The 12,454-nt window shown below is 75.6% G+C and carries 9 protein-coding genes and 1 pseudogene; 3 read left to right on the forward strand and 7 right to left on the reverse strand.

Annotated features, from left to right (window positions below; translation table 11 throughout):
• Positions 1–131: 131 nt before the first annotated feature.
• The 7 genes and pseudogenes from RM780_RS10990 to RM780_RS11020 form a co-directional block, all read right to left on the reverse strand.
• Positions 132–749 (reverse strand): hypothetical protein, encoded by a 618-nt coding sequence (locus RM780_RS10990; protein WP_311630435.1) that lies wholly within the window; start codon positions 747–749, stop codon positions 132–134.
• A gap of 126 nt (positions 750–875) precedes the next feature.
• Positions 876–3,728 carry a leucine--tRNA ligase gene (gene leuS / locus RM780_RS10995; RefSeq protein WP_311630436.1) on the reverse strand — a complete coding sequence of 951 codons (2,853 nt, stop codon included), beginning with the start codon at positions 3,726–3,728 and terminating at the stop codon, positions 876–878.
• A gap of 285 nt (positions 3,729–4,013) precedes the next feature.
• Positions 4,014–4,157, reverse strand: a pseudogene (locus tag RM780_RS11000) (Cmx/CmrA family chloramphenicol efflux MFS transporter); the annotation flags it as partial.
• A gap of 361 nt (positions 4,158–4,518) precedes the next feature.
• The gene (locus tag RM780_RS11005; RefSeq protein WP_311630437.1) at positions 4,519–4,872 is read right to left on the reverse strand and encodes a VOC family protein; all 354 of its coding nucleotides are present in this window, start codon (positions 4,870–4,872) and stop codon (positions 4,519–4,521) included.
• Between the two features lie 43 nt (positions 4,873–4,915).
• Positions 4,916–6,016: an alcohol dehydrogenase catalytic domain-containing protein gene (locus RM780_RS11010; RefSeq protein WP_311630438.1), complete on the reverse strand. Its 1,101-nt coding sequence runs from the start codon at positions 6,014–6,016 to the stop codon at positions 4,916–4,918.
• 39 nt (positions 6,017–6,055) lie between these two features.
• A complete protein-coding gene (locus RM780_RS11015) occupies positions 6,056–7,039 on the reverse strand; it encodes a hypothetical protein (protein WP_311630439.1) in 984 nt (327 codons plus the stop codon).
• A 199-nt stretch (positions 7,040–7,238) separates the two neighbouring features.
• Positions 7,239–8,234 (reverse strand): TAXI family TRAP transporter solute-binding subunit, encoded by a 996-nt coding sequence (locus tag RM780_RS11020; RefSeq protein WP_311630440.1) that lies wholly within the window; start codon positions 8,232–8,234, stop codon positions 7,239–7,241.
• Positions 8,235–8,452: 218 nt separating this feature from the next.
• Between RM780_RS11020 and RM780_RS11025 the strand changes: the two genes are divergently transcribed.
• The 3 genes from RM780_RS11025 to RM780_RS11035 all read left to right on the forward strand — a co-directional run bounded on the left by RM780_RS11025 (position 8,453) and on the right by RM780_RS11035 (position 12,442).
• Positions 8,453–8,905 carry a MarR family winged helix-turn-helix transcriptional regulator gene (locus RM780_RS11025; protein WP_311630441.1) on the forward strand — a complete coding sequence of 151 codons (453 nt, stop codon included), beginning with the start codon at positions 8,453–8,455 and terminating at the stop codon, positions 8,903–8,905.
• A gap of 198 nt (positions 8,906–9,103) precedes the next feature.
• Positions 9,104–10,738: a bifunctional 3-(3-hydroxy-phenyl)propionate/3-hydroxycinnamic acid hydroxylase MhpA gene (gene mhpA, locus RM780_RS11030; protein ID WP_311630442.1), complete on the forward strand. Its 1,635-nt coding sequence runs from the start codon at positions 9,104–9,106 to the stop codon at positions 10,736–10,738.
• A gap of 153 nt (positions 10,739–10,891) precedes the next feature.
• Positions 10,892–12,442, forward strand: a complete 1,551-nt coding sequence (locus tag RM780_RS11035) for a helix-turn-helix domain-containing protein (RefSeq protein WP_311630443.1) — start codon at positions 10,892–10,894, stop codon at positions 12,440–12,442.
• Positions 12,443–12,454 lie beyond the last annotated feature (12 nt).

Below are 12,454 nucleotides of genomic sequence, written 5' to 3' on the forward strand. Positions count from 1 at the left end.
GCCCGCCGCCGGGCCGCCCGCCCCCACCAGGCCGTTCGCCGCCCGCCCGTCGGCCGCACCGCCGTCCGTCGAAGCCCCGCCCGTCAAAGCCCCGTCCGTCACCGCCGTCCCTCCTCAGGCCCCGCCCCGGCTCAGTCCTCGACCGCCCGCCGCGGCCGTTCGGCCGGCCGTTCCACCCCGGGCCGCCGCTCCGCCGGCCCCGGCTCCACCGGCCGCCAGTGCCGCAGCGAGTCCGCCTCGATCGCGATCTGCCGGTGCAGGGCGTCCAGGCCCTGCGCGTTGTCGTGGTGCGCCCGGTCCTGCGCGGCGATCCGCAGGGAGCGCGCCGAGGCGCCGATCCGTTCCGCCCGGCCGCGCAGCGCGGGCAGGCGCTCGGCGATCCGCAGGCGGTCGGGCTCGCCCGTCATCAGCGAGGCCAGCTCGCCGTCCAGCCGCTCCGCGTGGTCGTCGAGCTGCCCGAGCAGAGCCAGGGCCTCGCGCAGCGCCGGGTCCCGGTCGGCCCCGGCGCGCAGCGTGCTCCGCGCGCCCTCCAGCGCCGCCCGCAGCTCCCGCCGCGTGCGCGCCACCTCGCCGACCGGCCCCGGCTGCGCGGCCCGCGCCGTCAGCGCCGCCTCGGTGACCGTGCGCCGCACCTCGCGCCCGGCCCGGCGCAGCGCCCGCCTGGCGGCCCGCACCCCGCGCACCACCAGCAGCACGAAGACCGCGAACATCACCAGGGACACCGCGAGCAGAGCCAGAGCTATCTCCATACCGCCCAGGGTAGGACCGTCCGGCCGGGAACGGACCGGCGCGCGCCGGGCACCGCGCCCGGCGCGCACCCAAGTCCCATGCGGGCCAGGGCCCTTGCCTCGAGAGGAACGCCTCGGCGGAGACGCCTAGGCCGGGACGATGTTGACCAGCTTGGGCGCGCGCACGATGACCTTCCGGATCTCCGCGCCGCCCAGCGCCTCCGCCACCGCAGGCGCCGCCAGGGCCAGCGCCTCCAGCTCGGCGTCCGCGATGGAGGGCGCCACCTCCAGGCGCGCCCTGACCTTCCCGCGCACCTGAACGACGCAGGTCACGGTCTCGTCCACGGCGTAGGCCGGGTCGGCCTCGGGGAAGGGCACCCACACGACGCTCTCCGCGTGGCCCAGCCGGTGCCACAGCTCCTCGGCGATGTGCGGGGCCAGCGGCGCGATCAGCCGCACCAGCGTCTCGGCCACCGCGCGGGGGGTGCGCCCGGCCTTGGTGACGTGGTTGTTCAGCTCGGTGATCTTGGCGATGGCGGTGTTGAAACGCAGGCCCTCCAGGTCGGCGCGCACGCCCTGGATGGTCTTGTGCATCACCCGCAGGGTGTCCTCGCCCGGCTCCTCGTCCACGACCGCCGGCTCGCCGGTGGCCTCGTCCAGGACGTTGCGCCACAGGCGTTGCAGCAGCCGGTACTGGCCCACGACCGCGCGCGTCTCCCAGGGGCGGGAGACGTCCAGCGGGCCCATCGCCATCTCGTACAGGCGCAGGGTGTCGGCCCCGTAGGCGGCGAAGATCTCGTCGGGGGCGACGACGTTCTTCAGGGACTTGCCGATCTTGCCCAGCTCGCGCGAGACGGTCTCGCCCTGGTACGCGAACGTCCCGTCGGGCAGCTCCTCGACCTCGGCCGCCGGGACGGGGAAGCCGCGCGCGTCGCGGTAGACGTACGCCTGGATCATGCCCTGGTTGAACAGGCGGTGGTACGGCTCTGCCGAGGAGACGTGCCCCAGGTCGAACAGCACCTTCTGCCAGAAGCGGGCGTACAGCAGGTGCAGCACGGCGTGCTCGGCGCCGCCGACGTACAGGTCCACGCCGCCGGTGGCCGCGCCCTCGCGCGGGCCCATCCAGTACCGCTCGATCTCGGGGTCCACCAGCGCCCGGTCGTTGTGCGGGTCCAGGTAGCGCAGGTGGTACCAGCACGAACCCGCCCAGTTCGGCATGGTGTTGGTCTCGCGGCGGTAGCGCTTGGGGCCGTCGCCCAGGTCCAGGGTGACGTCGACCCACTCCTGGTTGCGCGAGAGCGGGGTCTCGGGCTCGGTGTCGGCGTCCTCGGGGTCGAAGGTGCGCGGGGCGTAGTCCTCGACCTCGGGCAGCTCCAGCGGCAGCATCTCCTCGGGCAGCGCGTGCGCGACGCCGTCCTCGTCGTAGACGATGGGGAACGGCTCGCCCCAGTACCGCTGCCGGCTGAACAGCCAGTCCCGCAGCCGGTAGGTGACCGTGCCCTCGCCCGAACCCTCCCGCGTCAGCCAGGCGTTGATCCGCTCCTTGGCCTCGGGGACGGTCAGGCCGTCCAGACTCACCGCGGGGCCCGAGGAGTTGACGATGCGGGCCTCGGAGGAGACGAACGCGTCCACCCACTCGGCGGGGTCGGTGCCGCGCCCGTCCGAGGGCTGGACCACGCAGCGCATCGGCAGCCCGAAGGCGCGGGCGAACGCGAAGTCCCGTCCGTCGTGGGCGGGAACGGCCATGATGGCGCCGGTGCCGTAGCCCAGCAGGACGTAGTCGGCGATGAAGACGGGGATCTGCTCGCCGTTGGCCGGGTTGACGGCGTGAACGCCCGTGAAGACGCCGGTCTTCTCGCGCGCGTCGGCCTGGCGTTCCACGTCCGACTTGGCGGCGGCCTGCTTGCGGTAGGCGGCGACGGCCTCGGCCGGAGTGGCGTGCCCGCCGGTCCAGCGCGGGTCGGTGCCCTCGGGCCAGGCGGCGGGCAGCGCGCCGTCGATCAGGGGGTGTTCGGGGGCCAGGACCATGTAGGTGGCGCCGAAGATGGTGTCCTGACGGGTCGTGAAGACCTGAACGCCCGCGTCCCCCGCCTCAACTCCCGCGACGGGGAAGGTGATCCGGGCGCCGAACGAGCGGCCGATCCAGTTGCGCTGCTGCAGCTTGATGGCCTCGGGCCACTCCACCGTGTCCAGGTCGTCGATCAGCCGGTCGGCGTAGGCGGTGATCCGCATGTTCCACTGGCGCAGCTTCGCCTTGAACACGGGGAAGTTGCCGCGCTCGGAGCGCCCGTCGGCGGTGACCTCCTCGTTGGCCAGCACGGTGCCCAGGCCCGGGCACCAGTTGACCGGCGCGTCCGAGGCGTAGGCCAGGCGGTGGCCGCCCAGCACGTCGGCGCGCTCGGGGCCGCTCAGCCCGGACCAGGGCCGGCCGTCGGGCGTGGGCCGCTCGCCCTTCTCGAACTGCGCGACCAGCTCGCCGATGGGCCGGGCGCGGCCGGCCTCGGCGTCGTACCAGGAGTTGAAGATCTGCAGGAAGATCCACTGGGTCCAGCGGTAGTACTCCGGCTCGATGGTGGCGAACGACCGGCGCAGGTCGTGGCCCAGGCCCAGGCGCCGCAGCTGGGTGCGGTAGGTCCGCATGTTGGCCTCGGTGGAGACCCGCGGGTGGGTGCCGGTCTGCACGGCGTACTGCTCGGCGGGCAGGCCGAAGGCGTCGAAGCCCAGGGTGTGCAGGACGTTGTGGCCGCTCATCCGCAGGTAGCGGGCGTAGACGTCGGTGGCGATGTAGCCCAGCGGGTGGCCGACGTGGAGCCCCGCCCCGGAGGGGTAGGGGAACATGTCCATGATGAACTTCTCGGGCCGCGCGGCCCGCCCCGAGTCGTCGGCCAGGTCGCCCGTGGGGTTGGGCGCGTCGTAGGTGCCCTCCTGCTCCCAGCGGTCCTGCCAGCGTGCCTCGATCTCCGCGGCCAGGGCGGCGTCGTACCTGTGTGTCTCGCTCATCGTCCTCGGAACTCCATCGTCGTCTCTGCCACGCCATGAGGGCCATGAAAAAACCCCTCGCGCAGGAGGGGTCAGCCGCGCTGACGGGCGTCTCGGCGCCCTGCGTCAGCGCGGCCGCGTAAGCAGGAGGCGTGCGGCACGCATGGCGTCAGGGTAGCGCACCCGCCGCCGCGGGGCCGGGCCGCGAGGCGCCGCTCGCGGCCCGGGGGCGGGCGGCGCCCCGGGCCGGCCGGACGGTCAGGCGCTCCTCCCGGGAACGGAGGCCGGGGCGGCGTCGGAACCGGGGGCCGGGGTGGCCACGGTCGTTCCCGAGAGCAGCACGGCGAGCGCGCGGCCCCTGCGGTCCGGGCGAACGAGCGCGACCGCGGTGGTCAGGGCGACGGCGAGGAAGCCGGCGTCGGCCGAAGCCGCGACCGCCCGGGTCGCGACACCCGTGTGCCTACGAGAACCGGCGGTCGGGGGTGCCGGATCGCGGTGCCGGGCTGGCGGCGGGGCGGAGGCCCCGCGCCCGCCTCGACCGCTCGCGCGGCGTGCCGCGCCTGCGGCACGGAAGGAGGGTCCTGGGGGCGAGCTCGTCCGGCCGCGCGGGGCGGCGGGGCGGCGAAGCCGTGAACTCAGTGGTCGCGGGGGCTGACGGCGTGACCGAAAGCCCCCGTCCTGGGCGCCTCGGGGCTCGACATGGCGTGCACGCCACCCGGCCGGCCGCGGCCGGGGCACGCCATCTGGGCGCGCGGAGGCGGGGCCGTTGGGCGTTGGGCGTTGGGCCGAGTCGACGCCCCAGGAGGGCCGTTCAGTAGTACTGGACCAGGCAGAACTCGTGGTCCTCCGGGTCGGCCATGACCACGACCACGCCCTGCTCGTACTCGTGCCGCTCCCCCGTGGACCGGCCCCCCAGGGCCGCGACCTGCGCGATGCCGCGCTCGATGTCGTCCACCGCAACGTCCAGGTGCAGGCGCACCTTGCCGCGCTTCGACTCGGTCACGGGCTGGAAGACGAGGCGCGGCAGCGGGTCCTCGCGCCGCCCGAGGTAGACCCAGCCGGGCCGGGAGGGGCCGCGGGGGCGGTCCAGCAGCGCGCTCCAGAAGGCCGCGACGCGCTCCACGTCCACGCAGTCCACCGTCACTCCGACCCAGCGGTTCGCCATGGGCCCAGCCTGCCACCGCGCGGCCGGACGCCGCGCGGCGGGATCACGGGTTGACGACCGCCATCCAGATCGGCTCGGCGCGGCTGCGCATCTCGTCCACCGCGCGGACCACGTCGGTCAGCGGGTAGCGGTGGGTGATCAGCTCCGAAGCGTCGAGGGCGCCGGAGGCGAGGAGAGAGAGGACCTCGCGCGCGTCGGTGCGGGTGCAGGCGCGGGTGCCCACGATGCGCCAGCAGTTGACCATGACGGCGATCATGGGGAAGAGGAGGGGGGCGCGGTTGGCGCCCATGTGGACCAGCGAGCCGCCGGTCGCCAGGGAGGCGAGGGACTGGGCGGTGGCGGGCCCGTCGGGGACGTAGTCGAGCACGGCGTCGGCCCCGGCGGGGGCGAGGGCGCGCAGCGCGCGGGTCAGGCCCTGGGTGGAGGCCCAGTCCTTGGGCAGCTCCTCCAGGGCGACGGTCTCGGTGGGGATTCCGCCGGCCAACGTCCGGACCGCGGCGAGGCGTTCGGCGCTGCGGCCCACCAGGATGAGGCGGGCCACGCCGAAGTGGGAGGCCAGCTTGACCGTGGCGGTGCCCATGGTGCCGGTGGCGGCGGTGACGACCAGGGTGGCGCCCAGGGGCAGGCTGGCGCACTTCAGGGCGCGCATGGCGTTGGCCAGGTCGTGGACCTTGGCGCCGAGGTCGAAGCCGACCGCCTCGGGCAGCGGGTCGATCAGCCAGTGCGGGACGCGGACGTACTCGGCCAGGCCGCCGTCGTGGTACGCGTCGTACAGCGGCATCGGCACGTCCCCGAAGGCCGCGTGCCCGATCATCGCCTGCTGGGCGCACATCATGTCGCGGTCGGTGCGGCAGTAGCCACAGGTGCGGCAGTTGAGGTTGGGGTGGACGCGGACCCGGGTGCCGGGGACCAGGCCGGTGACCTCGGAGCCGACGGCCGCGATGGTTCCTGCCGCCTCGTGCCCGAGGGTGGTGGGCAGGTGGGTGAACGCCCCCTGCGCGAGCAGCGCCATCATGCCGGGGGCGAGCCCGGCGGAGGCGACCTTCACCAGCACGTCCTGGGGGCCGGGCTCGGGTATGGCGATGCGGTGCAACTGGAGGGCGCTCGCGCCCTTCTGGGCACGGGCGGCGAGCATGGCGTTCATGGCGGTGCGGCTCCTTCGTCGCAGCGGGGGTTCGTGGTGTCAGGCGCGCAGGGCGGCGAGCCGCTCGGGCGTGCAGGGGTCGGCGCTCCGGGAGGAGGCCGCGATCTGCGGCAGCGCGCGGTCGGAGTGCAGGACGAGGTGAACGCTCTCCTCCTCGCTGACGGAGGCGTGCGCGATGCCGAGCGGGACGCGGATGAAGTCGCCGGGGCCGAGTTCGGCGATGCCGCGCTGGGTGATCAGGGTGCGGCGCCCGCGGGCCTGGTACTGGATCTCGTCGGCGTCCAGCGTGCGGTGGTAGACGCGCTCGCGGGCGGGGGCGAGGCGTACGGTGCCCAGCCGGAAGCCCTTGCCGCGGTAGAGCCAGGTGGTGCCCGGGCGTCCGCCGGTGGCCAGCACCCGCAGGCGGGCGGCCGTGGCGTTGACCCCTTCGAGCAGGCGGCGCTCGTCGGCGGGGAAGACGGCGATGTCGTGGCCGGGCTCGCCCATGCACTGGGTGACGGCCTCGTTGACCGGCCCGGCCTCCCAGCCGGGGTAGGCGGGGAAGGCGGCCTCGGACAGGCGCAGGGGCGCGGCCTCCTCGCGCACGGGGGCGGGCGTGTAGAAGAGGAGGTGGCTCTCGCGGCGGCCGTAGTTGTCGTGGACGATGCCGCGCGGCAGCCGGGAGAACTCGCCGGGCCGGTGCTCGACCGTTCCCAGCTCGGTCATCAGGGTCCGGTCGCCCGCGATCTGGTAGGAGATCTCGTCCACGTCGGCGTTGCGGTGGTAGAAGGGCTGGCGGTTGTCCATCGTCTGCCACTCCACGCGCACCCGGTCACTCTCGTAGACGCCGCGCGGCGGGGCGAAGGGGACGGCCTCGTACTCCTGCGGGTAGTGCACGACGGTCAGGGGCTCGTGGTCCTGCCAGAGCTTGACCGGGAAGGGGTTGGGGTGCGGCGGGGCGAGCAGCAGCTCCTCGTCGCGCTCGACGGTCCTGGCGGGCAGGCCGGACCAGACGGCCTGGATGACTTCGGGTACGGCTCCCATGGAAACTCCCTTGTTCCGTACGGGGCGGGACGGCCGGGTCCCGGGCGTGGCTCAACGGCCGGGGCGAGGCGCGTCGTAACGGCCGGGGCGGGCGGCCTGGGCGTAGGCGCAACGGCCGGCGCGGGGCGCGGTGGGCGCGCCCCCCCCGCCGCGGGCCTCAGGACGCGGGCCTCAGGGCGCCGGCCTCAGGACGCGGGCCTCAGGACGCGGGCGCGGCCTCCCACCCGGGCAGCGCCTCGTAGTAGCGGGCGGCGCCGGGGTGGAGCGGGATCGGGGCGCGGCCCATGGTCACCGGGTCGAGCGGGTAGGTGATCGGGCTGCGCTCCGGCGGGATGTGGCGGTACTGGCGCTCGATCTGGTGGCGGGTCTCGCCCAGCACCCAGGCGATGGCGTAGGCCACGTCCTCGGGCAGGTCGGCGCGGGCGAGCACCAGGAAGTCGGAGAAGTCGAGGGTGCGGAAGCGGGGGGAGCCGGGGAAGTACCCCTCCTCCACGACGGCGTCGGGCCAGCCGAAGTCCGCGCGCAGCCCGTCCAGGACCTCCGGCTCGACCTCCAGGAACGTCAGGTCCGCGCCGATCTCCTGCCAGGCCGGGAGCATGACGGCCTCGTGGGCGATGGCGTCCGCGCGGCCCTCGGCGACGTGCTCCAGGGACTCGAACGGCCGCTCGTCCAGGAGGAGTTCGCCGCCCCAGCCCTCGATGTCCACGCCGGAGCGGGCCAGCAGCTCCAGGGCCGCGACGCCCACGTGGTTCACGCCGTCGTCCACCGAGGTGGCCAGGCGCAGCGCGGGGCGCCGGGCGCGCAGCTCCTCGAAGCTGCCGATGCCCAGGGACTTCCTGACGCCGATGACCAGCCGGTCGCGCTGGGGCACCACGCCCAGGGCGCGCAGGTCCGGGTAGTGCTCGTCGGCGTACGGGCCGCGGCCGTCGAGGGCGGCGCAGACGAAGGCGGACGGGGTGGCCAGGGCCACCTGCACCTCGCCGCGGCCCACGGCGCGGACGGCGTCCACGAAGCCGCGGCTGTTCCAGGTGGCGATGCGGGTATGGGGGCCGGTGCGGTCGCCCAGCTCCTGGGCGATCCAGCCGCAGACGCGGTGCAGGTTGGCGCCGCCCCAGTCGCCGCGCAGGTGGAGGGTGAGGGAGCGCGCGATGTCCGGCTCGGGCGGGCGTTGGGCGTCGGTGGCGGTCTGCGACATGGCGACTCACTTTCGTTGTCCCGCAAAGAAGGACAGAAGTCCTGTAAATTGGGATGCTACGACCGAGGCGGACGAGAGGCAACGACCCCGACCCGCCGCCCGGCGACCGGCCGCCGCACCTTATCCACGCATTTACCTATAGTGCAATACCTATCCCGAAAGAGCCGACGAGCCTCCGCCCGGGGGCCCGCCGCGCCCCGCCGGTAGGCTCGCTGACCATGACCGCAGCAGCGGACCTGCCCGCCGAGCTGAGCCGCGTCGTCTGGACGCTGCACCGCACGCTCCGCCAGACCGTCCGGCCCCCCGAGGGCGAGCACGTCCGCCCCCCGGCGCAGGTCGAGCTGCTCCACCTGGTGCACGACCGGCCGGGCATCAGCGTGCGCGAGGCCGCGCGCGCCCTGCGCATGCAGCCGAACAACGTCAGCGCGCTGGTCACGCTCCTGGTGCGGGACGGCTTCCTGGAGCGGGCGCCCGACCCGGCGGACCGCCGCGCCGTCCAGCTCCGCCCGACGGCGAAGATGCGCGCGGGCGGCGAACAGGTCGACTCCGCCCTCCACCTCGGCGTCGCCGCCGCCCTCGCGGACCTCCCGGCCGAGTCCCGCGCGCGCATCGCCGCCGCCCTGCCCGACCTCAGGCGCCTGGCCGAGCGCCTGGCGCGCGACGCCGGCTGAGCCCGGCCGAGTCCGGCGGCAACCGCGACCCGGCGACCCGGGCGAATCCCGCGACCCGCGCACACCACCCGTTGACCCGGCGAAGTTTCGAAAGTACCGTGCGGCTCACTTTCGAAAGTCTCCGCCGAACGGGGCGGAACGACCGCGCCGGGCCCGAGGGGATCACCCGTCCGCCCGGACCGCACAGCGAGGTGCCCTGTGACCAAGAACCCCCCGCACGACGTGGCCGTCGTCGGCTTCGGCCCGATCGGCCAGCTCCTGGCGTTGCTCCTGGGCCGCCGCGGCCACGACGTCCTCGTCCTGGAGCGCTGGCCCGAGCCGTACCCGCTGCCCCGGGCCGTGCACTTCGACCACGAGATCGGCAGGATCTTCCAGGCGGCCGGCGTGGGCGAGCAGGTCAGGGCCCTCACCGACCCCGTCCCCGACCACTACGAGTGGCGCAACCGCCAGGGCGAGGCCCTGGTCCGCATCGACTGGTCCGGCACGGGCCCCAGCGGCTGGCCCACCGCCAACTTCTTCTCCCAGCCCGAGCTGGAGGCCGTGCTGGCGGCCGAGGCCGCGGCCGTTCCCGGCGTGACGCTGCACCGCGGCCAGGAGCTCGTCGGCCTGCGTGACATTCCGGGCGGCGAGGGGGACGGGCACGTCGAGCTGACCGCCCGCGCCGCGGACGGCACGACCTTCACGCACGCCGCCCGCTGGGTCATCGGGGCCGACGGCGCCAACAGCTTCGTCCGCCGGCACATGGACACCGAGGAGACCGACCTCGGCTTCTTCTTCGACTGGCTGATCGTCGACACGCTGCCCCACGACCGCGAGACCGTGTGGTCCCCCATGAACTGGCAGCTGTGCGACCCCGCCCGCCCCACCACCGTCGTCTCCGGCGGACCCGGGCGGCGGCGCTGGGAGTTCATGCGCCTGCCCGGCGAGACCGTCGAGGAGCTGAACACCCCCGAGGCCGCCTGGCGCCTGCTCGCCCCCTGGGGCCGCACCCCGGAGAACACCACCCTCGAACGGCACACCGTCTACACCTTCCAGGCGTGCTGGGCCGACCGCTGGCGCGACGGGCGCCTGCTGCTGGCCGGGGACGCCGCGCACCGGATGCCGCCCTTCGCCGGGCAGGGCATGTGCTCGGGCGTGCGCGACGCGCTCAACCTCGCCTGGAAGCTCGACCTCGTGCTGCGCGGCGCCTCCGAGGCGGCGCTGCTGGACTCGTACACCTCCGAGCGCCGCGAGCACGTCCAGCACGCCATAGGGATGTCCATGGCCCTGGGCCGGGTCATCTGCGTCCTGGACGAGGAGGAGGCGCGCGAGCGGGACGCCCGGATGACCGCCGGGGGCGCGGACCCCGCCCGGGTGCTGCCGCCCGCTCCCCCGCCGGTCCTGGGCGACGGCGTTCTGCAGCGCGGCGCGGACGGCGCCCGGCGCGCGGACGTGGGGCACCTGACCCCGCAGTACCGGGTGCGCGCGGGTGAACGCACCGGGCTGATCGACGCGTTCACCGGCGGCGGGTTCGTGCTGCTGACGGACGGGCCCGGCCCACTGGCCGCCCTGGACGCGGCCGACCGCGCCTTCCTGGCGGGCGTCGGCACGGCGTTCGTTCCCCTGCACCCGAAGGGCACCACCCCCGACGGCGGCCTCCCGGACGGGGAGTACGAGGACGTGGACGACGCCTGGCTGCCCCACCTGCGCGGCCACGGGCACGTGGCCGCCCTGATCCGCCCCGACTTCTACCTCTTCGGCACCGCCACCGACGCCGCGGACCTGCGCGACCTGGTCGCCCAGCTCCGCGCCCGCCTCCACCACCGCGCCCCCTCCCCCGCCCTCCCGGCCTGAGAGGCCGCCCGGCGGGCCTCACCCTGCCACCATCGATCCCGGCCGGGCGCCCCGCGGCGCCTGGCCGGTTCGCGTCGTTGCGGCGCGCACCGCGGCGGTGACACTGGTGGGGCCCGGGGCGGGCACGAGGGCGGAAAGGGTGGGGTGGCCGACGTGTTGAGTACGCAGGGGTTCGCCGGCCGGATCGACGAGTTGCTGCCGCTGCTGGGCCGGGCGGCGCGCAGACCCGGGGCTGCGGGGGAACTTGAGGGCGTGGCGGACTGGCTGGCCCGCGAACTCGGCCTGGAATGCGCCCTCCTGGGCCCCGCCGGCGCGGTGATGGTGGCAACGCCCGGCTTCCCGCCGGAGGTGCTGACCCTCGCGCGGCCGGTGCTGACCCGCCTGGCCGCGCAGGGCACCGCCTCGGCGGCCACCCGGATCGGCGAGTACCACGTGCTGCTGGAGGCCCTGGGAACGAGCCCCCCGCGCCCCGTCCTGGTGCTGGCGGGCACGCTGCCCCCGGACCGGCGGGCCGTGGCGGTGGCCTCGCACGCCGGGAGCCTGCTGGCCGCCCTCGCCCGGGCGCGGGAGGCCGAGGAGGTGCTGGCGGCGTACCAGCGCAAGGCCCACCGGGTGCGGCTCGCGGTGACCATGGTGCTGATGACGGGCGACGTGTCGCTGGCGCTGCGGATGTCCGCCGGGGCCGTTCCGCCCCTGCTGCGGGCCGAGCGGGTGCGGGTGTGCGTGCTGCGCTGCGCCCCGGACGACCGGGAGCTGATCGCCCAGGCGCACCAGGACGCGGCGGGCTTCCACGCGGGCGGGCTGCTGGTGAGCTGCCCGGTCTGGGACGAGCACCTCATCGGCCTGGTCGCGGAGGAGGAGAACGAGCCGCCGGGCGCCGTGGACCGCGGCATCCCCGCCCTGCTGAGCGACCTCGTGGCGGCCAACCCCCGCTACGCCCTGGGCCTGAGCCGGCCGCACCCGCTGCCGCAGACGGCCCGCGCGTACGAGCAGGCCCGCCACGCCCTGGCCGCCGCGCGCACCAGCGCCGGGCGGCGGGCCGTCTTCCAGGGCACGGCCTCGCTGGAGGAGTTCCTGCCCCACGAGCCGGCCCGGCGCTGGGCCCGCCGCCTGCTCGCGCCGCTGGACGGGGCGCCCCGGCTGACCGTGGACGTCCTGCGCCTGGCGCTGCAGTTCCCCCGCACCGGCGTGGCGGTCCTCCTCGGCGTGCACCGCAACACCGTCGCGGCCCACCTGCGCAACGCCCAGCGGGCCCTGGGCCTGGAGCTGGAGGACGCCGCCTCCCGCGCCCTCCTCGCGCTGGCCCTGCGCCTGGCCGAGCCCGCGGCGGAGGGCCCGGCCGCGGAGGCCGCCCGCGCGGCGGGCGCCGCCGGGCACCGGCGAGCGCCCTGGGCGCCGTATGCGGAGGCCGGGGAGGCGGGCGAGGCCGCGCGGGCCTGGGCCGCGGCCTTCCTCGGCCCGGTGGAGCGGCACCCGCGCGGCGGGGAGCTCCTGGAGGTCGCCACCGCGTGGGTCCGGGCCAACGGCGACGCCCAGCGGGCCGCCCGCCGCCTGGGCATCGGCCGCGCCACCGTCCGCACGCGCCTCCAGACCGCCGAACGCCTGCTGGACCGCGACCTCCTCTCCGACGGCCCCGGCGTCCAGGACCTGACCCTCGCCCTCCTCCTCACCGGCCGCATCCCCCACCCGCCGCCGCTGAGCTGACCCGGCGACGGG

Origin of the sequence: Streptomyces boetiae (assembly GCF_031845405.1) — a bacterium.
Taxonomy (GTDB): Bacteria; Actinomycetota; Actinomycetes; order Streptomycetales; family Streptomycetaceae; genus Streptomyces; species Streptomyces boetiae.

Bases quoted from the DNA above. Each gene is read 5' to 3' on its own strand.
- RM780_RS11010 (WP_311630438.1), bottom strand. From the start codon at position 6,016: ATGAACGCCATGCTCGCCGCCCGTGCCCAGAAGGGCGCGAGCGCCCTC.
- RM780_RS11015 (WP_311630439.1), bottom strand. From the start codon at position 7,039: ATGGGAGCCGTACCCGAAGTCATCCAGGCCGTCTGGTCCGGCCTGCCC.
- RM780_RS11025 (WP_311630441.1), top strand. From the start codon at position 8,453: ATGACCGCAGCAGCGGACCTGCCCGCCGAGCTGAGCCGCGTCGTCTGG.
- RM780_RS11005 (WP_311630437.1), bottom strand. From the start codon at position 4,872: ATGGCGAACCGCTGGGTCGGAGTGACGGTGGACTGCGTGGACGTGGAG.
- RM780_RS11020 (WP_311630440.1), bottom strand. From the start codon at position 8,234: ATGTCGCAGACCGCCACCGACGCCCAACGCCCGCCCGAGCCGGACATC.
- leuS (WP_311630436.1), bottom strand. From the start codon at position 3,728: ATGAGCGAGACACACAGGTACGACGCCGCCCTGGCCGCGGAGATCGAG.
- RM780_RS10990 (WP_311630435.1), bottom strand. From the start codon at position 749: ATGGAGATAGCTCTGGCTCTGCTCGCGGTGTCCCTGGTGATGTTCGCG.